This window comes from Pseudomonas sp. WPR_5_2, assembly GCF_003634475.1.
Lineage (GTDB): Bacteria > Pseudomonadota > Gammaproteobacteria > Pseudomonadales > Pseudomonadaceae > Aquipseudomonas > Aquipseudomonas izuensis.
This window is the reverse complement of the sequence record NZ_RBLA01000005.1, coordinates 322536-346835: the sequence shown is the minus strand read 5'-3', so window position 1 is coordinate 346835 and position 24300 is coordinate 322536. Positions and strand designations below refer to the sequence as shown.

At 59.1% G+C, this 24300-nt stretch carries 22 protein-coding genes; 17 read left to right on the top strand and 5 right to left on the bottom strand.

The window, feature by feature from the left end:
• Window positions 1-73 precede the first annotated feature (73 nt).
• The gene (locus BJ917_RS19995) at window positions 74-403 is read right to left on the bottom strand and encodes a hypothetical protein (protein ID WP_121104224.1); all 330 of its coding nucleotides are present in this window, start codon (window positions 401-403) and stop codon (window positions 74-76) included.
• 126 nt (window positions 404-529) lie between these two features.
• On the opposite strand from BJ917_RS19995, the gene BJ917_RS19990 reads away from it, so the two are divergent.
• Window positions 530-994, top strand: a complete 465-nt coding sequence (locus BJ917_RS19990; RefSeq protein WP_096514317.1) for an Lrp/AsnC family transcriptional regulator — start codon at window positions 530-532, stop codon at window positions 992-994.
• 124 nt (window positions 995-1118) lie between these two features.
• On the opposite strand, the gene BJ917_RS19985 is transcribed toward BJ917_RS19990, so the two are convergent.
• Window positions 1119-2486 carry an inorganic triphosphatase gene (locus BJ917_RS19985; RefSeq protein WP_096514318.1) on the bottom strand — a complete coding sequence of 456 codons (1368 nt, stop codon included), beginning with the start codon at window positions 2484-2486 and terminating at the stop codon, window positions 1119-1121.
• 156 nt (window positions 2487-2642) lie between these two features.
• On the opposite strand from BJ917_RS19985, the gene argE reads away from it, so the two are divergent.
• Entirely contained in the window at window positions 2643-3809 is a 1167-nt protein-coding gene (argE, locus tag BJ917_RS19980; protein WP_096514319.1) for an acetylornithine deacetylase, read from the top strand.
• 267 nt (window positions 3810-4076) lie between these two features.
• Complete coding sequence (gene argA / locus BJ917_RS19975; protein ID WP_096514320.1) at window positions 4077-5375, top strand: amino-acid N-acetyltransferase; 1299 nt, start codon at window positions 4077-4079, stop codon at window positions 5373-5375.
• Between the two features lie 43 nt (window positions 5376-5418).
• Here argA and tauA read toward each other — a convergent pair whose 3' ends face one another.
• Window positions 5419-6408 carry a taurine ABC transporter substrate-binding protein gene (tauA, locus tag BJ917_RS19970; RefSeq protein WP_096514321.1) on the bottom strand — a complete coding sequence of 330 codons (990 nt, stop codon included), beginning with the start codon at window positions 6406-6408 and terminating at the stop codon, window positions 5419-5421.
• A gap of 355 nt (window positions 6409-6763) precedes the next feature.
• Here tauA and BJ917_RS19960 point away from each other — a divergent pair, with 355 nt between their 5' ends.
• The 9 genes from BJ917_RS19960 to BJ917_RS19920 all read left to right on the top strand — a co-directional run bounded on the left by BJ917_RS19960 (window position 6764) and on the right by BJ917_RS19920 (window position 15824).
• Window positions 6764-8125 (top strand): OprD family outer membrane porin, encoded by a 1362-nt coding sequence (locus BJ917_RS19960; protein WP_121104222.1) that lies wholly within the window; start codon window positions 6764-6766, stop codon window positions 8123-8125.
• 462 nt (window positions 8126-8587) lie between these two features.
• The gene (locus BJ917_RS19955) at window positions 8588-9907 is read left to right on the top strand and encodes an OprD family porin (RefSeq protein WP_096514323.1); all 1320 of its coding nucleotides are present in this window, start codon (window positions 8588-8590) and stop codon (window positions 9905-9907) included.
• A gap of 283 nt (window positions 9908-10190) precedes the next feature.
• A complete protein-coding gene (locus BJ917_RS19950) occupies window positions 10191-10829 on the top strand; it encodes a peroxiredoxin (protein WP_121104220.1) in 639 nt (212 codons plus the stop codon).
• A gap of 329 nt (window positions 10830-11158) precedes the next feature.
• Window positions 11159-11752, top strand: a complete 594-nt coding sequence (gene ssuE / locus BJ917_RS19945; protein WP_096514325.1) for an NADPH-dependent FMN reductase — start codon at window positions 11159-11161, stop codon at window positions 11750-11752.
• A gap of 89 nt (window positions 11753-11841) precedes the next feature.
• Window positions 11842-12807, top strand: a complete 966-nt coding sequence (locus BJ917_RS19940; RefSeq protein ID WP_121104218.1) for a sulfonate ABC transporter substrate-binding protein — start codon at window positions 11842-11844, stop codon at window positions 12805-12807.
• Between the two features lie 25 nt (window positions 12808-12832).
• A complete protein-coding gene (gene ssuD, locus BJ917_RS19935; RefSeq protein ID WP_121104216.1) occupies window positions 12833-13981 on the top strand; it encodes an FMNH2-dependent alkanesulfonate monooxygenase in 1149 nt (382 codons plus the stop codon).
• A gap of 8 nt (window positions 13982-13989) precedes the next feature.
• Window positions 13990-14772 carry an aliphatic sulfonate ABC transporter permease SsuC gene (gene ssuC, locus BJ917_RS19930; RefSeq protein ID WP_046045148.1) on the top strand — a complete coding sequence of 261 codons (783 nt, stop codon included), beginning with the start codon at window positions 13990-13992 and terminating at the stop codon, window positions 14770-14772.
• Complete coding sequence (ssuB, locus tag BJ917_RS19925; RefSeq protein ID WP_096514328.1) at window positions 14769-15575, top strand: aliphatic sulfonates ABC transporter ATP-binding protein; 807 nt, start codon at window positions 14769-14771, stop codon at window positions 15573-15575. Before ssuC ends, ssuB begins: the two co-directional genes overlap by 4 nt.
• A 33-nt stretch (window positions 15576-15608) precedes the next feature.
• Window positions 15609-15824 carry a molybdopterin-binding protein gene (locus BJ917_RS19920; protein WP_007967989.1) on the top strand — a complete coding sequence of 72 codons (216 nt, stop codon included), beginning with the start codon at window positions 15609-15611 and terminating at the stop codon, window positions 15822-15824.
• A 174-nt stretch (window positions 15825-15998) separates the two neighbouring features.
• Here the strand turns inward: BJ917_RS19920 and BJ917_RS19915 are convergent, their stop codons facing one another.
• The gene (locus tag BJ917_RS19915; RefSeq protein ID WP_096514329.1) at window positions 15999-16637 is read right to left on the bottom strand and encodes a TetR/AcrR family transcriptional regulator; all 639 of its coding nucleotides are present in this window, start codon (window positions 16635-16637) and stop codon (window positions 15999-16001) included.
• 200 nt (window positions 16638-16837) lie between these two features.
• Window positions 16838-18214 (bottom strand): glutamine synthetase family protein, encoded by a 1377-nt coding sequence (locus BJ917_RS19910; protein ID WP_096514330.1) that lies wholly within the window; start codon window positions 18212-18214, stop codon window positions 16838-16840.
• 278 nt (window positions 18215-18492) lie between these two features.
• Between BJ917_RS19910 and BJ917_RS19905 the strand changes: the two genes are divergently transcribed.
• The 5 genes from BJ917_RS19905 to BJ917_RS19885 all read left to right on the top strand — a co-directional run bounded on the left by BJ917_RS19905 (window position 18493) and on the right by BJ917_RS19885 (window position 24238).
• The gene (locus BJ917_RS19905) at window positions 18493-18801 is read left to right on the top strand and encodes a hypothetical protein (RefSeq protein WP_172901640.1); all 309 of its coding nucleotides are present in this window, start codon (window positions 18493-18495) and stop codon (window positions 18799-18801) included.
• A 90-nt stretch (window positions 18802-18891) separates the two neighbouring features.
• On the top strand, window positions 18892-20250 hold the full coding sequence (locus BJ917_RS19900; protein ID WP_121104214.1) for a glutamine synthetase family protein: 1359 nt from the start codon (window positions 18892-18894) through the stop codon (window positions 20248-20250).
• A 59-nt stretch (window positions 20251-20309) separates the two neighbouring features.
• A complete protein-coding gene (locus tag BJ917_RS19895; protein ID WP_096514332.1) occupies window positions 20310-21674 on the top strand; it encodes an aspartate aminotransferase family protein in 1365 nt (454 codons plus the stop codon).
• 169 nt (window positions 21675-21843) lie between these two features.
• Window positions 21844-22953, top strand: coding sequence for a polyamine ABC transporter substrate-binding protein (locus tag BJ917_RS19890; RefSeq protein WP_096514333.1), 1110 nt, complete (start codon window positions 21844-21846; stop codon window positions 22951-22953).
• Between the two features lie 187 nt (window positions 22954-23140).
• A complete protein-coding gene (locus BJ917_RS19885; protein ID WP_096514334.1) occupies window positions 23141-24238 on the top strand; it encodes a polyamine ABC transporter substrate-binding protein in 1098 nt (365 codons plus the stop codon).
• The last annotated feature ends 62 nt before the right edge of the window (window positions 24239-24300 follow it).

Here is a 24300-nt window from a genome sequence, read left to right as displayed (position 1 = left end):
ACAGTGCGCAAAAGGATAGTCGTGGCGCCATAGACCGTTGGGCCACTACCCGACGAAGCCGTATCGGATTTTTTCAGCCAGCCGCCTGGGCGGCTTCCACCCAGGCCGGGTCAGCGCCTTGCAGATCAACCGAGCAGACGCTGATCAGGTTACGAAGTTTTTCCGCAATCACCTGGGCGCGATGCCAGCTCAATCCGTCGATGACAATCTCGATGGCCAGCAAATCGTCCTGGCGCTGTACGTGCACCTGCTCCGGCGTCAGGAATTGCAAGGCGAACAAGTTCAGCGCGCGGCACAGCAAATCGGGCTCGGCTTCGGCCAGTAGCTGGTACTGGACGCGGCAATGGCTGTTGTTGACGTTCCAGACATCGGCGCGGGTGTTCACGGCTTGAAGGTGCGGCATGGTCGTTCTCCAAAATCACTGGAGAAAGTTTTACATTCGGTGCCCGGCATTTCTTATCTATGATGGGCTGAATGGCTGTACTTTCGAATCATTCAATTCATCGAGTTATCTGTTACGGGTTTTTTTATGCAAAGCGAACTGGATGGCTATGACCGCAAGATCCTGGCGTTGCTGCAGGAGGACGCTTCGCTCTCCAGTGCGCAGATCGCCGAACAGGTGGGGCTGTCGCAATCGCCCTGCTGGCGACGGATTCAGCGGATGAAGGAGGAGGGGATCATTCGTGCCCAGGTGACCCTGCTCGATCGCAAGAAAATCGGCCTGAACACGCAGATTTTTGCGCAGGTCAAACTCAACGCCCACGGGCGTTCGAACTTCACGGAATTCACCGAGGCCATTCGCGGTTTCCCCGAAGTACTGGAGTGTTACGTGCTGATGGGCGCGGTGGATTTCATGCTGCGGATCGTCGCGGCGGACATCGAGGCCTATGAACGCTTCTTCTTCGAGAAGCTGTCGATGGTGCCGGGGATTCAGGAGGTCAATTCGGTGGTGGCGTTGTCGGAGATCAAGTCCACGACCAGTTTGCCGGTTTGAAGCATTGCGGTGAATTGGCTGGCCCCATCGCGAGCAAGCTTTGCTCCCACAGTACCGGTGTCGACCGCCAGATTTGGGCTCGACACCGGTACTGTGGGAGCAAAGCTTGCTCGCGAAGGCGGTATTACAGGCGCAGCAATGTCTTCCAGGCGCGATTCTGATACACCGCGATCGCCTGCTGCTTGCGCGCATCCAGGGCTTCGTCGGTGATCGGCTCGTTAGCCAGTTGCGCCAGTTTGTTCAGTTCGCCGTACAGGCGATCCATTTCCGGGATTTCCAGCACGTTGCGCGCGTGGTGCAGCCAGGACTGGATGCGTTCGATACGCGGCAGTTGCTCGGCCAGGTCTTCCGGTTGTTGCTGATAGCGCTGCAATTGCAGCGAGTTGGCTTCTTCGCCCAACAGCCGCGGCAACCAGCTACCCAGTTGTGCAGCGCCCTGGCGATTGCCGCGGGTATTGCGGTCGGCGGTCCAGGTGCGGGCCAGCAACCAGCGCGAAGTGTTCAGCGAGAACAGGCCCCAACGCGGGTCCTCGAGTTCTTCAAGGAACTGTTCCGGCGCGGCTTTGCGCACGTCCTCATCGTCCATGCCGGCCTGGACCAGTGGACGCCAGTCTTCGAGCAAGGCATCCAGCGCGGCACGCAGGTCGTGGGTCGATTGACGCGGCGCGGCCTGGCCGAGGCTGCTGACCAGTGCACGCAGTTCGGCCAGGTTTTCCACCCAGTCTTGCAGCAGGCGCCAGTGGCCGTTGAAGCGATACTGCTCGGCCAGACGCTGGCTGCTGCCCAGCAGGTGCCAGCACAGCGCGGCGAAGGCGTCGTCCAGCGGGGTTTCGGCGGTGAGTTGCGGTGCCGGCAGGCTCAACGAGTAGCTGTGGGCGTCGTACAGGCGATAGCCGCGCTCGGCCTTGCTGATGTCGCACGGCATCAGGGCCAGGGTCGCGGCAAGTTCGGCGGCCAGTTCCAGCAGTGCGGCCGGTTCGCCTTCGCGCAGCTCCAGTTCCAGCTCGCAGATTTCTTCTTTTTGCTTGCCGACGACCACGTGGCCAAGATCCAGCGCGGCTTCGATGACCACTTTGGTCTTGCCGCGACCCCAGGCGATTTCCGCGCGCTCGCGCACAAAGTCGGTGGTGAAGATCGGCTTCAGGGTTTTCTTGTCCAGTTCGGCCAGTTCCTCGGGCCAGCATTCGCCGTCGAGTTTCTTCAGGTCGAGCTTGGCTTTGGGCAGGTTCCAGTCGTATTCGTTGCGCTCGGACAAGCCGGCGACGCTGTGGCCACGGGTCTTGAGGGTCTGAATCACGTCTTCACCATCCTTGCGCAGGCGCAGGGCCACCTTGGCGCGGGCCAAGTCGCGCTCGGGGGTGTCGAAGTATTGGTTCATCAACTCACGGCGTTCCCAGCCACTTTTGTTGCGTTTTTTCAGTAATGGGTGCTCGCGCAGGGCAGCGAGGGTTTCGCGGCTGACGCGGAGTTTGATTTCGGTTTCTTTCTGCATGGCCGGAAAATCCAGGATCGGGAGCGCAGCCGGGGGAATATGTGGCTGCCAAGGTCGTGCAGTGTACAGCAGTGAACCAAGCAGCGCGCCGCAACGGTTTATTCCTGTCATTGGATGGCTCTATGATGGACTTCAATTCGGGAGTTGGAGTCAGCGATGCCTTTGCCGTCCATGAAAGATCAGTTCGCTGCACTGATCGCTGCACCGTCCGTCAGTTGCACCCAGGCGAGCCTCGATCAATCCAATCGTCCGGTGATCGACCTGCTGGCCGCGTGGCTCGGCGACCTGGGGTTTGTCTGCGACATCCAGCAGGTCAGCCCCGGCAAATTCAATTTGCTGGCCAGTTATGGCTCCGGCCCCGGCGGTTTGGTGCTGGCCGGGCATAGCGACACCGTGCCGTTCGATGGCGCGCTGTGGCAGACCGATCCGCTGAAGCTCACCGAGATTGACGGCCGCTGGATCGGCCTGGGCGTTTGCGACATGAAGAGTTTCTTCGCCCTCGCCATCGAAGCGGTCATACCGCTGCTCGATCAGCCGTTCAAACAGCCGCTGCTGATCCTCGCCACGTGCGATGAAGAAAGTTCGATGTCCGGTGCCCGGGCGCTGGCTGAAGCGGGCCGGCCGTTGGGACGGGCAGCGGTGATCGGCGAGCCGACCGGCCTCAAGCCGATTCGCATGCACAAGGGCATCATGATGGAGCGCATCGATATCCTTGGGCAGAGCGGTCACTCATCGGACCCGCGCCTGGGTCACAGTGCCCTGGAAGCCATGCACGATGCCATCGGCGAACTGCGCGGCCTGCGCTTGCTGTGGCAGCGTGAGTTTCGCAATCCGCAATTCAGCGTACCGACCCCGACCCTGAATTTGGGCTGCATCCATGGTGGCGACAACCCGAATCGCATCTGTGGCCAATGTTCGCTGGAATTCGACCTGCGGCCCCTGCCGGGCATGGACCCCAAGGTCCTGCGTGCCGAGATTTTGCAAAGGCTCAAGCCGGTTGCCGAGCGGCATCAGGTCAAGATCGATTACGCGCCGCTATTCCCCGCAGTGCCGCCGTTCGAAGAGGCGGAGGATGCGGAACTGGTGCGAATCGCTGAAAAGCTCACCGGCCATCGCGCCGAAGCAGTGGCGTTCGGCACCGAAGCGCCTTATCTTCAGCGCCTTGGCTGCGAAACGCTGGTGCTCGGCCCTGGCGATATCGCCTGCGCTCACCAACCGGGGGAGTTCCTCGAAATGTCACGTTTGCAGCCTACGGTGCATCTATTACGTCAGTTGATTGAACATTACTGCCTGACACCGGCCCAAACATCGGTGCCCGGTTGAACGCAATCCATGTGGGAGCGAGCCTGCTCGCGATGAGGCCGTTACAGTCAACATCAATGTTGCCTGTCCCATCGCCTTCGCGAGCAGGCTCGCTCCCACAGGAGTTTGTGTTTTGGCCGACAGAACTTATAAATTGCCAGTGTCCCAACCCGTATTCATGAGGAGAGCGCGCGTGTCGCCAAGCCTGTTCCGACGATAACCACCAGCCCGCTGTGCGTTTTCTGTTTCGCCCTTTTTTCGGCTGCTATTTATTACAGGCCCAGGTTCATGCCCGAATACGTCAATTGGCTTCGTCACGCTTCGCCTTACATCAACGCCCACCGCGATTGCACCTTTGTCGTCATGCTCCCCGGCGACGGCGTCGAGCACCCCAACTTCGGCAATATCGTCCACGACCTGGTGCTGTTGCACAGCCTGGGCGTGCGACTGGTGCTGGTTCATGGCTCCCGCCCGCAAATCGAAGCGCGCCTCGCCGCCCGCGGCCTGACCCCGCATTACCACCACGGCATGCGCATCACCGATGCGGCGACCCTGGAGTGCGTGATCGATGCCGTCGGCCAGCTGCGCATCGCCATCGAAGCGCGGCTGTCGATGGATATGGCCTCATCGCCCATGCAGGGCTCGCGCCTGCGGGTGGCCAGCGGCAATCTGGTGACCGCACGGCCGATCGGCGTGCTTGAAGGTGTCGACTATCACCACACCGGCGAAGTGCGCCGGGTCGACCGCAAGGGCATCAATCGCCTGCTGGACGAGCGCTCCATCGTGCTGCTGTCGCCGTTGGGCTACTCGCCGACCGGTGAAATCTTCAACCTTGCCTGTGAAGACGTCGCCACTCGCGCGGCCATCGACCTGGGGGCGGACAAGCTGCTGCTGTTCGGTGCTGACCTTGGCTTGATCGATGAGCACGGACGCCTGGTTCGCGAACTGCGTCCGCAACAGGTGCCGGCGCATTTGCAGCGTCTGGGCAGCAATTACCAGGCCGAGCTGCTGGATGCCGCGGCCGAAGCCTGCCGTGGCGGCGTGGCCCGCAGCCACATCGTCAGCTACGCCGAGGATGGCGCACTGCTGACCGAGCTCTTCACCCGCGACGGTGGCGGTACCCTGGTGGCCCAGGAGCAATTCGAAGTGGTGCGCGAAGCGGCCATCGAAGACGTCGGTGGACTGCTGGACTTGATCAGCCCACTGGAGGAGCAGGGGATTCTGGTGCGGCGTTCCCGCGAGGTGCTGGAGCGTGAGATCGAGCAGTTCAGCGTGGTCGAGCGCGAAGGCATGATCATCGCCTGCGCGGCGCTGTATCAGATTGCCGATTCGGATGCCGGGGAGCTGGCGTGCCTGGCGGTGAACCCGGAGTACCGTCATGGCGGTCGCGGCGATGAACTGTTGGAACGCATCGAAACCCGCGCCCGGGCTCAGGGGTTGAAAACCCTCTTCGTCCTCACGACCCGCACGGCTCATTGGTTCCGCGAGCGTGGATTTGCTCCGAGCAGCGTCGAGCGCCTGCCATCGGCGCGGGCGTCGCTGTACAACTATCAGCGTAATTCGAAGATCTTCGAAAAAGCCCTCTGATCCTTGTAGGAGCCGGCTTGCCGGCTCCTACAGGTCGGTGGGGTTACTCGGTGACGAATTTCGCACTGACATACGGCGAGTAATCCGGCAGTACCGTTTCAACCTTCCCTTGCTCCTTCAAGAACTTCGCCGTCTCGCCTATTGCCTTGGCCGTACCGCCGTCCAGCAGCGCGCGGGTCTGTTGCGCCTTTGCGTCGGGAAACGCGGAGCCGGCCAGCAACTCCGGCACATCAGCGGCATTGGCACCGGTCAATTTGGCGATTTTCTGTACCGGTACGGAATCCGCGGTCCAGCTGTCTTTATGCGCTGCATAGTCGGCGAACGAGTCCAGGGTGACCTTGGCGAATTTCGCCACCACGTCCGGGTGCTTCTCGGCGTAATCCTTGCGCGCCACCCAGACCTCGAACGTCGGCGCGCCCCACTGGCCGACCTGTGCCGCATCGGTCAAGGTCTTGCCAGTCTTGCGAATTTCCCCCAGTGCGGGCGACCAGACGAACGCGCCATCAATGTCCCCACGCTTCCAGGCGGCGGCGATTTCCGCAGGCTGAAGGTTCACCACTTTGACTTTCGAGGCGTCCAGTCCCCAGTGCTTGAGCGCCCCGAGCAGGCTGTAGTGAGAGGTGGATACGAACGGCGTGGCGATGGTCTTGCCGATCAGATCTTGCGGTTTCTCGATACCGCTGCCATTGCGCACCACCAACGCCTCGGCCGCGTTGATCTGCGCAGACACGATGAACGCAACAATCGGCAGGTTGCGCGAAGCGGCCGCCGCCAACGGGCTGGAGCCGAGGTTGCCGATTTGCACATCACCCGACGCAATGGCCGTTACCACTTCCGGGCCGCTATTGAAGCGTCGCCAGTCGATTTTTTCGCCGATGGTTTTTTCGTAGAGGCCATCCGCCTGGGGCACTTTGCTGGGGTCGATACCCGTCTGGTAGCCGACAGTGAGGTTCGCCGCGTGAGCGGAAAAAGATATTGCGAGCGATACACAAACTGTAACAAATGGGCTGGATAGTGCGCGTTTGGTCGGCATGGCGTTGGCCTCTTCGATTGGAATTGTTACGGAATTGCTTCCAAACCTAATCGATCTAAAAAACGCCTAATAAATACCTTTTAGGAATTAGCTTATGAGCCGGGTGCTCTACTCTGAGGGGGTGAGCTAAATTCCTAAAGGGTATGAGAAAAGGATTCATGCATTCTTTTCAGGTTTATGACGAACTCATGACCCTGCAGGGACCAAAAAACCGGGGATTAGACTATGGTCGTAGACACACATGGTTACGATTGACTTGTGGGTCACGCTCTGGCGCTAATCGCGCATCTTAGGATCTGGGACATCGATTCCGGACCAGGAACACAAGAATTAGAGACGAGAGGAGCTTAAAACAATGAACAAGTCCACGTTGGCACTGGCCGTGGCTGTAGGGGTTATGGCGCAGCAGGCAGGCGCCGCGGGTTTCATCGAAGACAGCAAGGCTTCCGTTAGTTCGCGCACCATGTATTACGACGCCGATGTGCGTGAAGCTCCTAGTAGTACCGCTCCTAGTAATGCTAGAAACAGGCAGCGCGAAACCGCTGAAGGTCTCAAGTTCGACTACCTGTCCGGTTTCACCCAGGGTACCGTTGGTTTTGGTATCGACGCCCAGGCACTGGTCGGCATCCACTTGGACGGCGGCAAGGGCCATCACCCAACTGGTAACGCCAACTCATTCTTCCCTAGCGATGGCAATGCGTCTGCCGACGAGTGGAGCCGTGCAGCAGCCAACGTGAAGGCACGCTTCTCGAAGACCGAGGCCCACCTGGGTGGCGCCCTGCAACCCAACATGCCGATCCTGATCGCGAACGACAGCCGTTTGCTGCCACAAACCTTTGACGGTGGCACCATCACCTCGAAGGAAATCGACAACGTGACCTTCAACCTGGGTCAGCTGGAGCACGCGCAGGGTCGCGCCTCGTCGAACTCCACTGGCCTGTCTGTGAATGGCGCTACTCAGGACAGCAACCAGTTCCGTTACGCCGGTGCTGACTGGAAGGTCACCAAAGACCTGTTGCTGCAGTACTACTACGCGAACCTGGAAGACTTCTACAAACAGAACTTCCTCGGTCTGGTGCACGTCTACCCGATCGCGCCGAATCAGTCGTTCAAGACCGATATTCGTTATTTCGACAGCAGCTCCGACGGCAAGAACGGCAACGGCACGGCTGGCTACCAATTCAACAACAACGGTGGTTTCGCCAAGACCCCGGGCGAGGTTGATAACAAGACCTGGAGCGCCACGTTCACCTACACCCTGGGCGGTAGTGCGTTCTTGCTCGGCCATCAGCGTGTCAACGACGACGGCGGCTTCGTGTTCCTGAACCAGGGCAGCCTTATCGATAGCCAGGGTCGTCAAGAAGGTGCCGGCGGTTCCAGCTTCTACTCCTTCACCGATGCCACGGTTGGTAGCTTTATCCGTGCCGGTGAAAACACCACTTACGGTCAGTATTCCTATGACTTCGCCTCACTGGGCGTGCCAGGTCTGAAAGCTTCGATTGCTTACCTGGATGGCCGAGACATCAAGGCTACCAGCGGTAATGGTCCAGACCTGAATGAACACGAGACCGATGCACGTGTGGATTACGTGATTCAAACAGGCCCACTCAAAGGCTTTGGTACCACACTGCGTCACGGTACTTATGGTGGCAACACCAGCACTGCTGACCAGGACCAGACCCGTCTGATCTTCAACTACACCTACAGCTTCATGTAAGCAGTAGCGGAAAGAGCCTCGTCTGCGGACGAGGCTTTTTTTCGGCTTGCTTTTTATATTCCATAAAAGTTGCACGTGATTATTTTTTATTCTTTTTAGATTTGTCCGCAAACACCTACAGTAGCCCCACCTGACGCCATCAGGCCCCCGCACGACCCGCTTCACGTTTAGCTTCCGATGATGAACAACTTCAGGCATGGGCTTTCAGCCGGTACCTCTGTCCCGGCTGGGTGACTGCCGCAGATCCATATTCCATTACGATATAAATAAGAATTAACTGATTCTTTTTAGCTTTATGAACAGGTATTCTGCGCGGCCCAAAAAAAGGGGGGCAGGCAGCGCTGACACGGCATCTCAGGATCGACCGTGGGCACGACCTGGCGCTGATCCCGAAACTCAAGGATCCGGGCATTCGACCCAGGACCGGCAACATCAGAATTAGAAACGATAGGAGTGAAACACATGAACAAGTCCACCCTGGCCCTGGCTGTGGCCGTAGGGGTTTTGGCGCAGCAGGCGAGCGCCGCCGGTTTCATTGAAGACAGCAAGGCTACTTTGGGGCTGCGTAACTTCTACATCAACACCGACTACCGTGACGGCGCCGGTCCGAACAAAAACGAAGAATGGGGCCAAGGCTTCGATCTGCGTTTCATCTCCGGTTACACCCAGGGCACAGTCGGCTTCGGGGTTGATGCCATTGGCCTGTTGGGCGTGAAGCTGGACTCGGGTGGCGGCACCAACGGTGCAACAAGCAACTCTTATGGCGGCACTGTTTTCCCAAGCAAATCCAACGGCGAAGCGGTTGATAACTTTTCCAGCCTGGGCCTGACTGCCAAAGCCAAGGTTTCCCAGACCGAACTGAAGCTGGGCACCCTGCAGCCGAAACTGCCGGTGATCGTGACCAACGACGGTCGTCTGCTGCCGCAAACCTGGCAGGGTGGCCAGATCAGCTCGAACGACATCAAGGACCTGACCCTGATCGGTGGTCAGATCGAACAGGTAAAAGGTCGCAACTCGAGCAACAACCAACAGTTGTCGATCTCGGGTGCCAACGGCCGTACCGCTTCGGCGCGCGACAGCAACAAGTTCATCTACGCCGGTGGTGACTACAAAATCACCAAAGACCTGACCGCCCAGTACTACTACGGCAACCTGGAAGAGTTCTACAAGCAGCACTTCCTGGGTCTGGTTCACAACTGGGCAATCGGCCCTGGTGTACTGAAGTCTGACTTCCGTTACTTCAACAGCCGCAGCGACGGCGCCAATGGTAACGACAAGAACTTCTTCACGACCGGTTATTACGGCGGCGGCGTGACCAAGGGCAAGGTCGACAACAACCTGTACAGCGGCCTGTTCCTGTATTCCGTTGCCGGTCACACCTTTGGTGGTGGTTATCAGGCCAGCACTGGCGACAGCGATTTCCCTTGGCTGAATCAGGGCGACGGTTCGTCGAACTACACCATTACCGACTCGCAGATCCAGAAGTTCGGTCGTGCCGGCGAACGCACCTGGCAGGGTCGCTACTCCTTTGATTTCGCCAGGCTTGGCGTACCCGGCCTGACCGCCGGTGCGGTTTACCTGCACGGCGACAACATCAATAACGTTGCCGGTGACAAGTCCGAGTGGGAACGCGACCTGACCGTGGGTTACGTCGTCCAGTCGGGCGCCCTGAAAAACCTCGGCGTGACGTGGAAAAACGCCATGTGGCGTACCGACCTGCCGAACACTCGTTCCCAGGACGAAAACCGCCTGATCGTCAGCTACTCGATCCCGCTGTTGTAATCATCGAAGCAAAAAAAAGCCCCGCCCGGCATCACGCCGGGCGGGGCTTTTTCGTTTTTCAAGCCGGGCTCACCCCCGTAATCCCGTCTTGAAATTCCCCTCTTTGCAGCAACTCAAGGCCTTCTCGAACCTTGTCGGCGATGTTCGGCGGGATGCGTGATCGCGTCCAGTGAACAGATCTTTAATATTTCTTTATGATCTAAATAAATTGATATTTATTCTTTTTAATAGATAAGAAACCCAGGCACAGTTGAGCTCAACAGCACTCACCAGGAGCGACACCATGAGCATCAGACTGGGCGACATTGCCCCCGACTTCGAACAGGATTCCAGTGCCGGCACCATCCGTTTCCACCAATGGCTGGGCGATAGCTGGGGCGTGCTGTTTTCCCATCCGGCGGACTTCACGCCGGTGTGCACCACTGAGCTCGGCTTCACGGCCAGGTTGAATGATGAATTCGCCAAGCGTGGGGTCAAGGCCATCGCGCTGTCGGTCGATCCAGTGGATTCGCACCACCGGTGGATCGAAGACATCAACGAAACCCAAAACACCGTCGTCAACTTTCCGATCCTCGACGACGCCGACCGCAAGGTCTCTGACCTCTACGACCTGATCCATCCCAATGCCAACGACACCCTCACGGTGCGCTCGCTGTTCGTGATCGACCCGAACAAAAAGGTCCGGCTGACCATCACTTACCCGGCAAGCACGGGCCGCAACTTCAATGAAATCCTGCGGGTGATCGACTCGCTGCAACTCACCGACAACTACAAGGTGGCCACTCCGGCCAACTGGCAGGACGGTGATGAGGTGGTGATCGTGCCGTCACTCAAGGATGAAGACGAAATCAAACAGCGCTTTCCCAAGGGGTATCGCGCCGTTAAGCCGTATCTGCGCCTGACCCCGCAACCGAATCGGTAGCCCGTTCATTTGTGGTGTGGCGGATGCCGCTTTCGCGAGCAGGCTCGCTCCCACAGTGGTACGCGGTCAACTGTGGGAGCGAGTCTGCTCGCGAAAGCGGTGGATTGGGCACCGCAGAAACCAGATTGAACGAATCCATAAAGCAGGGGATTTCAGGCCGTTTCGACGGCCTGTTTTTTTGCCTGGAATAAATGCAATTACATATCTCAAAAACGAATAACCAAATGAATAAATATGATTTATGGATATATAAATCACCTGTTAAGGTCACTCCATCGAAGCGAGATCGCAAACCGCGAATCGCTAACACCGTTCAAGGAATCGTCTGAATGCTGGTTGTCTCACTCGGTGGCAGTCCCAGCCAACGCTCCCGTTCCGGGGTGCTGCTGGAGCGCTCTCGGCGTTGGTTGCAAGGGCAGGGTGTGGAAGTGGTGAGTTATCAGGTACGGGACTTCCCGGCCGAAGACTTGCTGCATGCACACTTCGACAGCCCAAAGGTGATCGACCTGTTGCAACAGATTGAAAACGCCGATGGCTTGTTGATTGCCACCCCGGTTTACAAGGCTTCGTTCTCCGGTGCGCTGAAAACCGTACTGGACCTGCTGCCCGAGCGCGCTCTGGCTCACAAAGTGGTTCTGCCGATGGCCACCGGGGGCAGTATCGCCCACATGCTGGCGGTGGATTACGCGCTCAAACCGGTGTTGTCGGCCCTGAAAGCCCAGGAACTGCTCCAGGGAATTTTCGCGGTCGACAGCCAGATCGCTTACGGCGAAGGCAGCGCCCAGGCGCAGTTGGCGCCGGAGCTCGAAGAAAGACTGAATGAATCGCTGGAGTTGTTTTTCAGCGCCATGGCGCGACGGCCCAAGCCGCTCGATCCGAACCTGTTGAATGACCGTTTGTTGAGTGCTCGATGGAGCATTTAGGTCTCATCCGAAACTGAAGTACTGGCCTTACTCGCCCGCCAACGGGCAAGCAGGTGCAGCCAAAACCCAACTGCAAAAAGGAGAGCGCCATGCGCCCTGTCATTTTGCGTCGTGGTCTGGTCGCTCTGTTTGCTGCGGCTGTCACCTTCGGCGCCATTACACAAGCCCAAGCTGAAACCTTAAGAATCGGCTATCAGAAATACGGCACCCTGGTGCTGCTCAAAGCCAAAGGCACCCTGGAAAAACGCCTCGCCGCCCAAGGCGTGGACGTGCAATGGACTGAATTCCCCGGTGGCCCGCAACTGCTCGAAGGCTTGAACGTCGGCTCCATCGACTTCGGCGTGACCGGCGAAACACCGCCCGTGTTCGCTCAAGCGGCGGGCGCTGATTTGCTCTACGTCGCCTACGAACCGCCAGCCCCTCACAGCGAGGCGATCCTGGTGCCGAAGGACTCGCCGATCAAATCGGTGGCCGAGCTCAAAGGCAAGAAAGTCGTCCTCAACAAAGGCTCCAACGTGCACTACCTGCTGGTTCGCGCACTGGAAGACGCCGGCCTCAAATACACCGATATCCAGACCGTATTCCTGCCACCGGCAGACGCCCGCGCCGCGTTCGAGCGTGGCAGCGTCGATGCCTGGGTCATCTGGGACCCGTACCAGGCGGCTGCCGAGCAACAACTGCAAGCGCGCACTCTGCGCGATGGCCAGGGCATCGTCGACAACCACCAGTTCTACCTGGCGACCAAGCCATATGCACAAAAGAATCCCGAGGTGATCAAGACCCTGGTGGAAGAAGTGCGCGCCGTCGGCGAGTGGTCCAAGGCCAACCCGCAGGACGTGACGCAACAGGTTTCGCCACTGCTCGGCCTGTCGGCAGACATCACCCTGACTTCGGTGAAACGCCAAGGGTACGGCGCGCTGTTCCTGACCCCGGAAGTGGTCGCCGCCCAGCAGAAAATCGCCGACAGCTTCTACCAGCTCAAGCTGATTCCCAAGCCGCTGAGCATCAAAGACGTGATCTGGACGCCACCGGCGGCCGTAGCAAAAGCCCAGTAAACCGATTCCCCAAGGAGACCACTCCATGAGCCTCAATATCTTCTGGTTCCTGCCTACCCACGGCGACGGCCATTACCTTGGCACCGCCGAAGGCGCTCGCGCCGTCGACCACGGTTACCTGCAACAAGTCGCGCAAGCGGCGGATCGCCTGGGTTTCGGCGGGGTGTTGATCCCGACCGGCCGTTCCTGCGAAGACTCGTGGCTGGTGGCGGCGTCGCTGATTCCGGTGACCCAGCGCCTGAAATTCCTCGTCGCCCTGCGCCCCGGGATCATTTCCCCGACGGTGGCGGCGCGTCAGGCGGCGACGCTGGATCGTTTGTCCGGTGGGCGTGCATTGTTCAACCTGGTCACGGGCGGCGACCCGGAAGAGTTGGCCGGCGATGGCCTGTTCCTCAGCCACGAAGAGCGCTATCAGGCTTCGGTGGAATTCACCCGCATCTGGCGCCGGGTACTGGAAGGCGAAACCGTCGATTACGACGGTCAGCACATCAGTGTGAAAGGCGCCAAGCTGCTCTATCCACCGATCCAGCAACCGCGTCCGCCGCTGTATTTCGGTGGCTCGTCGGAAGCAGCGCAGGACCTGGCGGCAGAGCAGGTGGAAATGGTCCTGACCTGGGGCGAGCCGCCTGCAGCCGTTGCCGAAAAGATCGAACAGGTGCGCGCCAAAGCCGCCAAACTCGGTCGCACCGTGCGCTTCGGTATTCGTCTGCATGTGATCGTACGTGAAACCAACGCCGAGGCCTGGCAAGCGGCGGATCGCCTGATCTCGCACCTGGACGACGACACCATCGCTCGTGCCCAGGCTTCACTGGCGCGCTTCGATTCGGTCGGCCAGCAACGTATGGCGGCGCTGCACGGCGGCAGTCGCGACAACCTGGAAGTCAGCCCCAACCTGTGGGCCGGTGTCGGTCTGGTGCGTGGCGGTGCCGGTACGGCGCTGGTGGGCGATGGCCCGACCGTGGCCGCCCGCGTGAAGGAATACGCGGACTTGGGCATCGACACCTTCATCTTCTCCGGTTATCCGCATCTGGAAGAGTCATACCATGTTGCCGAGTTGTTGTTTCCGCACCTGGATATCGAACGTCCCGAATTGCCGAAAAGCGCCGGTTACGTCAGTCCGTTCGGTGAGATGGTGGCCAACGATATTCTTCCCAAAGCCGCGTCCCAGAGCTGAGGCGCGCCATGAAGAAAATCATCCACAGTCTCGCGCCCTGGGCATTGCCGGTACTGCTGCTGGCGGTGTGGCAGTTGTCGGTGTCGGCGGGTTGGTTGTCGACGCGGATTCTGCCTGCGCCCATCGCCGTGATCGAAGCCGGTGTAAGCCTGGTGCGCAGCGGCGAAATCTGGACGCACCTGGCGATCAGCGGCTGGCGTGCCGCGCTGGGCTTTGCCATTGGCGGCAGCATTGGCCTGACCCTGGGCTTTATTACCGGTCTGTCGAAATGGGGCGAACGCCTGCTCGACAGTTCGGTGCAGATGATCCGTAACGTGCCGCACCTGGCGCTGATTCCCCTGGTGATCCTGTGGTTCGGCATCGACGAGTCGGCGAAGATTTTCCTGGTGGCGCTGGGCACCTTGTTCCCGATCTACCTCAACACCTATCACGGCATCCGCAACGTCGACCCGGCATTGGTGGAGATGTCCCGCAGCTACGGCTTGTCCGGTTTCAGTCTGTTCCGCCAGGTGATTCTGCCGGGCGCGCTGCCTTCGATTCTGGTCGGCGTGCGCTTCGCCCTGGGCTTTATGTGGCTGACGCTGATCGTCGCCGAAACCATTTCCGCCAGTTCCGGCATCGGTTATCTGGCAATGAACGCCCGTGAGTTTTTGCAGACCGACGTGGTGGTGCTGGCGATTCTGCTGTACGCGGTGCTCGGCAAACTCGCTGACCTCGCGGCCCGCGGGCTTGAACGTGTATGGCTGCGCTGGCATCCGGCCTATCAGGTCGTCAAGGGAGGTGCCGCATGACCGCTCAACAACCTCCACGCCTGCTGCGCGGGATTCCGCTGGCAGTGCGCAAGTTGCAAAAAACCTTCGGCTCGCGGCAGGTGCTGCGCGAGATCGACCTGCACATTCCGGCCGGTCAGTTCGTCGCGGTGGTCGGTCGCAGTGGCTGCGGTAAAAGCACGCTGCTGCGCTTGCTGGCGGGTCTCGATCAGCCGACGGGCGGTGAGCTGCTGGCTGGTTCCGCACCGTTGAGTGAAGCCCGGGAAGACACCCGGTTGATGTTCCAGGAAGCACGCCTGCTGCCGTGGAAAAAGATCATCGACAACGTCGGCCTCGGACTCAAGGGCAACTGGCGTCCACAAGCGCTGGAAGCACTTGAAGCGGTCGGTCTGGCGGATCGCGCCAACGAGTGGCCGGCGGCGTTGTCGGGCGGGCAGAAGCAGCGTGTGGCCCTGGCTCGCGCATTGATTCATCAACCGCGCCTGCTGTTGCTCGACGAACCGTTGGGCGCACTGGATGCGCTGACCCGGATCGAAATGCAGCAACTGATCGAGCGGCTCTGGCAACAGCATGGCTTCACGGTGTTGCTGGTCACCCATGACGTCAGTGAAGCGGTGGCGATTGCCGATCGGGTGATCCTGATCGAAGACGGCGAAGTCGGCCTCGACCTGCACGTGGAACTGCCGCGCCCTCGGGTGCGTGGTTCCCATCGGCTGGCGGCGCTGGAAACCGAAGTGCTCAATCGCGTGCTGTCACTGCCCGGCCAACCGCCGGAGCCGGAACCTGTTTCACCCTTGCCTACGCAGTTGCGGTGGGCGCAATAACTCAAGCTTTATCCAACGACAGGAATCAACATCATGACTATCAAGGCCATCAACGTACGCAACCAGTTCAAAGGCTCCATCAAGGAAATCGTCCTCGGTGACGTGCTGTCGGAAATCGACGTGCAAACCGCTTCCGGTATTGTCACCTCGGTGATCACCACCCGTTCGGTGAAAGAGCTGGAACTGGCAGTGGGCAGCGAGGTGATCGCGTTCGTGAAATCCACCGAGGTGTCGATCGCCAAGTTGTAAGCCTGTGCGTAAACGACAACCCCGAAGGGTTTGAGCCCTTCGGGGTTTTTTATGTGTGTGATTCAGTAAGGTTGGCGGTGCGGCCTTCGCGAGCAGGCTCGCTCCCACAGGGGAATGCATATCAAATGTGGGAGCGAGCCTGCTCGCGAAGAGGCCAGCCAAGCCAATAGAGAGTCAGGCAGGAACAGCACGCTTTGGCAGGTAAGGCGGCAGATACAGCCCCAGATACGCATCAAACACCCGCATCCCTTCCTCGGCCATGCGCGGTGTAATCTGCCCGTGCTGCTGCACCGAACGCGCATATACCCGGTCGCCCAGTTCCATGGCCAGGGCAAATACATCGACATCGTTCGGCAACTTCGGCAATTCGAAATGATGATCGAACAGCTTGTGCATCAGGTCGCCCAGTTCGATGTCGTGCTGGCGGTCGGCCTGGGTGACTTCGGTCAGGCCATGCTGGGCGAGGATCAACTGGCGGGCGGCGGCGTCTTCGCTGTAGATCGCCAGCATGCGCTGTTCCACCAATCGCGACAGATCGCGCCAGCCGCCGAGGGCTTGATGGTCGATAGGCGCTTGCAAGCAGGCGCGGAACGCAGCGTGGACGTCGGCGGTCAGCGCTTCGAGCAGGGCCGGGACGCTGGCGAAAAAGTGGTAGACGGAAGAGGGCGGGATCTCCGCGCGCTCGGCGACGCTGTAGATCGACAGACTGGCCACGCCCTCGGCGGCCAGCAGTGTGCGGGCGGCATCGAGAATCGAGTCGATCCGGGCCTGGCTGGCTGCGCGGGGTTTGCGGGGGGTGGCGGTGCGCGTCATTGGAGTCTCCTGCGGGGCAGGGGGCATTGTAAGTGCAGGCATCTGTGTTGTCTGCCTGGACGCCTTCGCTGGCAAGCCAGCTCCCACAGGTTACTCACTGTCCCTGTGGGAGCTGGCTTGCCAGCGATCCGCCGAAGGCGGCCATAAAAAAACGCCGCCGGCCTTATCAGCCGGCGGCGTTCCTTTTTTACTGCAACCGCTTACACGGTATGCAGGTACCAGTTGTACTCAAGGTCGGAGATGGAGTGTTCGAACTCCTCCAGCTCGCTCTCTTTGCACGCGACGAAGATATCGATGTATTTCGGATCGATGTACCTGGCCATGACTTCGCTGTCGTCCAGTTCACGCAACGCATCGCGCAAGTTGTTCGGCAGGCTTTGCTCGTTCTGCTCGTAGCTGTTGCCTTCCACCGGAGCACTCGGTTCGATCTTGTTGACCAGACCATGGTGCACGCCCGCCAGGACCGAAGCCATCAGCAGGTACGGGTTGGCATCGGCGCCGGCCACTCGGTGCTCCAGACGCACCGCGTCGGCGGAGCCGGTCGGAACGCGCAGGGCCACGGTGCGGTTGTCCAGGCCCCAGCTCGGCGAGTTCGGCACGTAGAACTGCGCGCCGAAACGACGGTACGAGTTGACGTTCGGGCAGAGGAACGCCATTTGTGCGGGTAGGGTCTCGAGCACACCGCCGATCGCGTGACGCAGTGCGGCGTTCTGCTCGGGATCCTCACTGGCAAAAATATTCTTGCCGTCTTTGTCGAGAATCGAGATGTGGACATGCAGGCCATTACCCGCCTGGCCTGGGTAAGGCTTGGCCATGAAGGTGGTGTCCATCTCATGGTCGTAGGCGATGTTCTTGATCAGGCGCTTGAGCAGCACGGCATAGTCGCAGGCCTTGATCGGGTCGGCCACGTGGTGCAGGTTCACTTCGAACTGCGCCGGGGCACTTTCCTTGACGATGGCGTCGGCCGGGATGCCTTGCTCTTTCGCACCTTCCAGAATGTCCTGGAGGCAGTCGACGTATTCGTCGAGGTCGTCGATCAGGTAGACCTGTGTCGAGTGCGGACGCTTGCCGGAAACCGGTGAGCGAGGGGGTTGCGGACGACCGTTCACGTTCTCCTGGTCGATCAGGTAGAACTCCAGTTCGAACGCGGCGCAGATGGTCAGGCCCATTTCGTCGAACTTGCGCACGACATTGGCCAGCACTTCACGCGGGTCGGCGAAGAATGGCTCGCCTTCGAGTTCGTGCATGGTCATCAACAGTTGCGCGGTCGGGCGCTTCTGCCAAGGCTCATTGCACAGGGTGTCGGGGATTGGATAGCAGATTCGGTCAGCATCACCGATGTCCAGGCCCAGGCCGGTGCTTTCCACCGTCGAGCCATTGATATCCAGAGCAAATAGAGAGGCCGGCAGGTTGATGCCTTTCTCGTAAACCTTGTGGAGGCTGGTGCGTTCGATGCGCTTGCCGCGCACCACACCATTCATATCCGCAATCAGAAGGTCAACGTACAGAACCTCAGGATGTTCCTTAAGGAACGCGTTCGCTTCGTTAAGCTGAACGGCACGCGGGGGTACCGACATGATGCAACACCTTTGTTGTTAAAAATATCAATCATTGATCTTTTCTGGTTTCAGTCAACCCGAACGGCCTGCCGAAGTCAAGCGAGGCCTTATGTGCCCTGAAAAAGCGCCATGAGGGCATTTATGGGGCACTTTGGGGCATTTTTTTGTTCTCGAGAGACATGGCTCCAGCACGTTTGAGCGGACCGTGTTGTATTTTTTACGGGGGTGTTGTGTAAAAAAATGAACAAGGCTAAGCTCGAATCAAACCCATAACAGCAATAATACCGGGGTGCTTCATGTCTCGCCTGCCGTTAATCGGCGTCACCGCCTGCTCTACGCAGAACGGTCGGCATGCTTATCACATCAGTGGCGACATTTACGCCAACACTGTAGCCGCTGCGGCTTCGAGCCTGTCGGTGATCCGTGTTTCCCAGGCGGTCAGACCCTCCCTGTCCGATATTCTGGACGGCCCTGATGGCACACCCATTACGGTTACTCCATTCAATATAGAACCGATTCACAATAGCGGCTCAGCCATCGTGCAGGGTACCGTTCGCGGTTGCGCACGCCCGACGTTTACCGGGCTGTCCGGAAAACCACGTTAGCCTGTGCCAGACGCGCATTTCAACGCGACGCCGATGCGTCAAACATCGCCTGACACGCAACGTCAGGAAACTCAAAGCCTAGAGGCATTTATGAGTAACAACCTCGACCAGCTCACCGATTGGTTGAAAAACCACAAGATCACAGAAGTCGAATGCATGATCGCTGACTTGACCGGGATTACCCGGGGCAAGATTTCGCCGACCAACAAATTCATCGCCGAAAAAGGCATGCGTCTGCCAGAAAGCGTGCTGTTGCAGACCGTGACCGGCGATTACGTCGAAGACGACATCTATTACGAACTGCTCGACCCGGCCGACATCGACATGATCTGCCGTCCCGACCAGAGCGCGGTGTACCTGGTGCCATGGGCCATCGAGCCGACCGCCATCGTCATCCACGATACCTACGACAAACAGGGCAAGCCGATTGAGCTGTCGCCACGCAACGTGCTCAAGAAAGTCCTGAAGCTCTATGCCGACAAAGGCTGGCAGCCAATCGTGGCGCCGGAAATGGAGTTCTACCTGACCAAGCGCAGCGACGACCCGGACTATCCGCTGCAACCGCCGATCGGCCGTTCGGGTCGCCCGGAAATCGGTCGCCAGTCGTTCTCCATCGAAGCGGCGAACGAATTCGATCCGCTGTTCGAAGACGTTTACGACTGGTGCGAACTGCAGGACCTGGACCTCGACACGCTGATCCACGAGGACGGCACGGCGCAGATGGAAATCAACTTCCGTCACGGCGATGCCCTGTCCCTGGCCGACCAGATCCTGGTGTTCAAGCGCACCATGCGCGAAGCCGCGCTCAAGCACGACGTGGCCGCGACCTTCATGGCCAAGCCGATGACCGGCGAGCCGGGCAGTGCCATGCACTTGCACCAGAGCATCATCGACATGGAGACCGGCAAGAACATCTTCTCCAATGACGACGGGACCATGAGCCAGCTGTTCCTGCACCACATCGGTGGCTTGCAGAAACTCATCCCCGAGCTGTTGCCGCTGTTCGCACCCAACGTGAACTCGTTCCGCCGCTTCCTGCCGGACACCTCGGCACCGGTGAACGTGGAGTGGGGCGAAGAGAACCGCACCGTGGGCCTGCGGGTTCCGGATGCCGGGCCGCAAAACCGTCGGGTGGAAAACCGCCTGCCGGGCGCCGATGCCAACCCGTACCTGGCGATTGCCGCGAGCCTGCTCTGCGGTTACATCGGCATGGTCGAAGGCCTGAACCCGAGTGCGCCGGTGGTGGGGCGCGGCTATGAACGCCGCAACCTGCGCCTGCCGCTGACCATCGAGGACGCGCTGGAACGCATGGAAAACAGCGCGACCATCGAGAAATACCTGGGCAAAAATTTCATCACTGGCTACGTCGCGGTCAAGCGGGCCGAGCATGAAAACTTCAAGCGCGTCATCAGTTCGTGGGAAAGGGAATTCCTGCTCTTTGCCGTCTGATACGCCGGGCGCCGTCGCTGCCTGGCGGCGCTTTCAACTGATTTTTTTAGGAGATTCGTATGACCAGCAACAATCCGCAAACCCGTGAATGGCAAACCTTGAGCAATGATCACCACCTGGCTCCGTTCAGCGACTTCAAACAGCTGAAAGAGAAAGGCCCGCGGATCATCACCAACGCCAAGGGCGTTTACCTCTGGGACAGCGAAGGCAACAAGATCCTCGACGGTATGGCCGGCCTGTGGTGTGTCGCGATTGGTTATGGTCGCGATGAACTGGCCGATGCCGCCAGCAAACAGATGCGCGAGCTGCCTTACTACAACCTGTTCTTCCAGACGGCGCACCCGCCGGTACTGGAACTGGCCAAGGCCATCGCCGACATCGCGCCAGAAGGCATGAACCATGTGTTCTTCACCGGTTCCGGCTCTGAAGGCAACGACACCATGCTGCGTATGGTCCGCCACTACTGGGCGATCAAGGGCCAGCCGAAGAAGAAAGTCATCATCAGCCGCAAGAACGGCTATCACGGTTCCACCGTGGCCGGCGCGAGCCTGGGCGGCATGACCTACATGCACGAACAGGGCGACTTGCCGATTCCGGGCATCGTCCACATTGCCCAGCCGTACTGGTTCGCTGAAGGCGGCGACATGACGCCGGAAGAGTTCGGCATCTGGGCTGCCAATCAGCTGGAAGAGAAGATTCTGGAAGTCGGCGTCGACAACGTCGGTGCCTTTATTGCCGAGCCGATCCAGGGCGCCGGTGGCGTGATCATTCCGCCAGACAGCTACTGGCCGCGCATCAAGGAAATCCTCGCCAAGTACGACATCCTGTTCGTCGCCGACGAAGTGATCTGTGGTTTTGGCCGCACCGGTGAGTGGTTCGGCAGCGATTTCTACGGCCTCAAGCCCGACATGATGACCATCGCCAAAGGCCTGACCTCCGGCTACATCCCGATGGGTGGCCTGATCGTGCGTGATGAAGTGGTCGACGTACTCAACGAAGGCGGTGACTTCAACCACGGCTTCACCTACTCCGGTCACCCGGTCGCAGCCGCTGTGGGCCTGGAAAACATCCGCATCCTGCGCGACGAAAAAATTGTCGAACGCGTGAAATCGGAAACGGCACCGTATTTGCAGAAACGTCTGCGGGAACTGAACGATCATCCGTTGGTGGGCGAAGTTCGTGGGGTGGGCCTGCTGGGGGCCATTGAACTGGTCCAGGACAAGGCCACGCGCAAGCGCTACGAAGGCAAGGGCGTCGGCATGATCTGCCGGCAGTTCTGCTTCGATAACGGGCTGATCATGCGTGCCGTGGGGGACACCATGATCATCGCGCCGCCGCTGGTGATCAGCAAAGAGGAAATCGATGAGCTGGTGGCCAAGGCGCGCAAGTGCCTGGACCTGACCCTGAGTGCATTGAAGGGCTAAGTGCTAGGCTCTGAGCGGGAGTATGAAACTTTCGCTCAGCGTCGCCATAAAGGGCGGCCTTTCCTTGAAAGACCGCCTCGGATCTTGCCAGACTAGCCGCGGTTCCAGTTGTCCGGGTTCGGCCGCTGAACAAAGTGGTTCAAAAAAAGAAAAATTTGGAGCATGACGCATGAAGGCATTAGGTAAAAAGCTTGCTGGCAAGACTCTGCTCGCCCTGTCCATTGCGGGCATGATGGCGGGTGCAGTGCACGCGGACGACAAGGTGTTGCACGTTTACAACTGGTCCGACTACATCGCTCCGGACACCATCGCGAACTTCGAGAAAGAGTCCGGGATCAAGGTGGTCTACGACGTATTCGACAGCAACGAAACCCTGGAAGCCAAGCTGCTGGCGGGCAAGTCCGGCTACGACGTGGTCGTACCGTCGAACAACTTCCTGGCCAAGCAGATCAAGGCCGGCGTCTATCAGGAGCTGGACCAGTCCAAGCTGCCTAACTGGAAAAACCTGAACCAGGATCTGCTCAAGGCCGTTTCGGTCAGCGACCCTGGCAACAAGCACGCCTTCCCGTACATGTGGGGCTCGATCGGCATCGGCTACAACCCGGAGAAGGTCAAGGCTGCGCTGGGCGTGGACACCATCGACTCCTGGGACGTCCTGCTCAAGCCGGAAAACATCGCCAAGCTCAAGGGTTGCGGTGTGAGCTTCCTCGATTCGCCGACCGAAATGCTCCCGGTCGCGCTGCACTACCTGGGCCTGCCAACCGACAGCCAGAAGAAAGAAGACATCAAGAAAGCCGAGGACCTGTTCCTCAAGATTCGTCCATCGATCACCTATTTCCACTCGTCCAAGTACATCTCCGACCTGGCCAACGGCAACATCTGCGTAGCGGTTGGCTACTCGGGTGACGTGCAGCAGGCCAAGTCCCGTGCCGCCGAAGCCGGTGACAAGGTGAAAGTCAGCTACGCCATTCCGAAAGAAGGTGCGGGCAGCTTCTTCGACATGGTTGCCATTCCCAAGGATGCCGAGAACGTCGAAGGCGCCTACAAGTTCATGACCTTCCTGCAGAAGCCTGAAGTCATGGCCGGTATCACCAACGCCGTACGCTTCCCGAACGGTAACGCCGCGGCAACACCTCTGGTGGAAAAAGACATCACCAGCGATCCAGGCATCTACCCGCCGGCCGATGTGCAGGCCAAGTTGTATGCCATCGCCGACCTGCCAGCGGCGACCCAGCGTGAAATGACCCGCAGCTGGACCAAAATCAAATCCGGTAAATAAGCCGGTTTGATGCAATAGCCTGTTGTCGTCATCCAGGCGATGGCGACAACAGGTTGAATTAAATGACAAAAGTTTTGCTGGAACGGTTTTTCGAGGGTAAGTTGCGCGCCGGTTTTGTTGCTGGGCAATCACGGTTGTCATGTAACGCGGGGCAACTTGGGCCCAACTAATTTTAGAGGACCTCCACTTGCCTATTTCTTCTTTGTTGCGCAATGCCGTGTTGCTCGGTGCCGGACTGACGCTTGCCGTCAGTGTCCAGGCCGCCGGCACCGTGCATATTTATAACTGGTCCGACTACATCGGCGAGTCCACCCTGGCCGACTTCCAGAAAGAGACCGGGATCAAGCCGGTCTATGACGTGTTCGACTCCAACGAAACCCTGGAAGGCAAGTTGTTGGCCGGGCATACCGGGTACGACGTGGTCGTGCCGTCCAACCACTTCCTTGGCAAACAGATCAAGGCCGGGGCTTTCCAGAAACTCGACAAGTCGAAGTTGCCGAATTATTCGAACCTCGACCCGGTATTGCTCAAGCGCCTGGAACAGAACGATCCTGGCAACCTTTACGCCGTACCGTACCTGTGGGGTACCAACGGCATTGGTTACAACGTTGACAAGATCAAGGCTGTGCTGGGCGTCGACAAGATTGATTCCTGGAGCGTGCTGTTCGAACCTGAGAACATCAAGAAGCTGCACAAATGCGGCGTGGCGTTCCTCGATTCCGCTGATGAAATGATGCCGACGGTCCTTAACTACATGGGTCTGAACGCCAACAGCACCAACGAGGAAGACTACAAGAAGGCGACCGCCAAGTTGCTGGCCGTGCGGCCCTACGTCACCTACTTCAACTCGTCCAAGTACATCACCGACCTGGCTAACGGCGATATCTGCGTGGCGGTCGGGTTCTCCGGCGACATCTTCCAGGCCCGCAACCGTGCCCAGGAAGCCAAGAAAGGCATCAACATCGCCTACGCCATTCCGAAAGAAGGCGGTGCACTCTGGTTCGACATGCTGGCGATTCCGAAGGACTCGGCCAACCCCAAGGAGGCCCACGCGTTCATCAATTATTTGCTGAAACCTGAGGTGATTGCCCAGGTCAGCGATTACGTCGGCTATGCCAACCCTAACCCGGGGTCGGACAAACTGATGGAACAGTCCATTCGCACCGACGAAGCGGTTTACCCACCGCAAGAGGTGCTCGACAAGACCTACGTGTCCGTCGAGTTACCACCGAAGATTCAACGCTTGATGACCCGCAACTGGACCACGGTCAAGTCGGGTAAATAGCTTCAAGGCTCAAACTATCCAAGGTTGGCTCACCTTGAGCGAACTGCACTCTTTTTTTTTGG

Coding starts and splice junctions, on each gene's coding strand:
- BJ917_RS19995 (WP_121104224.1), bottom strand. CDS start 403: ATGCCGCACCTTCAAGCCGTGAACACCCGCGCCGATGTCTGGAACGTC.
- BJ917_RS19990 (WP_096514317.1), top strand. CDS start 530: ATGCAAAGCGAACTGGATGGCTATGACCGCAAGATCCTGGCGTTGCTG.
- BJ917_RS19985 (WP_096514318.1), bottom strand. CDS start 2,486: ATGCAGAAAGAAACCGAAATCAAACTCCGCGTCAGCCGCGAAACCCTC.
- argE (WP_096514319.1), top strand. CDS start 2,643: ATGCCTTTGCCGTCCATGAAAGATCAGTTCGCTGCACTGATCGCTGCA.
- argA (WP_096514320.1), top strand. CDS start 4,077: ATGCCCGAATACGTCAATTGGCTTCGTCACGCTTCGCCTTACATCAAC.
- tauA (WP_096514321.1), bottom strand. CDS start 6,408: ATGCCGACCAAACGCGCACTATCCAGCCCATTTGTTACAGTTTGTGTA.
- BJ917_RS19960 (WP_121104222.1), top strand. CDS start 6,764: ATGAACAAGTCCACGTTGGCACTGGCCGTGGCTGTAGGGGTTATGGCG.
- BJ917_RS19955 (WP_096514323.1), top strand. CDS start 8,588: ATGAACAAGTCCACCCTGGCCCTGGCTGTGGCCGTAGGGGTTTTGGCG.
- BJ917_RS19950 (WP_121104220.1), top strand. CDS start 10,191: ATGAGCATCAGACTGGGCGACATTGCCCCCGACTTCGAACAGGATTCC.
- ssuE (WP_096514325.1), top strand. CDS start 11,159: ATGCTGGTTGTCTCACTCGGTGGCAGTCCCAGCCAACGCTCCCGTTCC.
- BJ917_RS19940 (WP_121104218.1), top strand. CDS start 11,842: ATGCGCCCTGTCATTTTGCGTCGTGGTCTGGTCGCTCTGTTTGCTGCG.
- ssuD (WP_121104216.1), top strand. CDS start 12,833: ATGAGCCTCAATATCTTCTGGTTCCTGCCTACCCACGGCGACGGCCAT.
- ssuC (WP_046045148.1), top strand. CDS start 13,990: ATGAAGAAAATCATCCACAGTCTCGCGCCCTGGGCATTGCCGGTACTG.
- ssuB (WP_096514328.1), top strand. CDS start 14,769: ATGACCGCTCAACAACCTCCACGCCTGCTGCGCGGGATTCCGCTGGCA.
- BJ917_RS19920 (WP_007967989.1), top strand. CDS start 15,609: ATGACTATCAAGGCCATCAACGTACGCAACCAGTTCAAAGGCTCCATC.
- BJ917_RS19915 (WP_096514329.1), bottom strand. CDS start 16,637: ATGACGCGCACCGCCACCCCCCGCAAACCCCGCGCAGCCAGCCAGGCC.
- BJ917_RS19910 (WP_096514330.1), bottom strand. CDS start 18,214: ATGTCGGTACCCCCGCGTGCCGTTCAGCTTAACGAAGCGAACGCGTTC.
- BJ917_RS19905 (WP_172901640.1), top strand. CDS start 18,493: ATGTCTCGCCTGCCGTTAATCGGCGTCACCGCCTGCTCTACGCAGAAC.
- BJ917_RS19900 (WP_121104214.1), top strand. CDS start 18,892: ATGAGTAACAACCTCGACCAGCTCACCGATTGGTTGAAAAACCACAAG.
- BJ917_RS19895 (WP_096514332.1), top strand. CDS start 20,310: ATGACCAGCAACAATCCGCAAACCCGTGAATGGCAAACCTTGAGCAAT.
- BJ917_RS19890 (WP_096514333.1), top strand. CDS start 21,844: ATGAAGGCATTAGGTAAAAAGCTTGCTGGCAAGACTCTGCTCGCCCTG.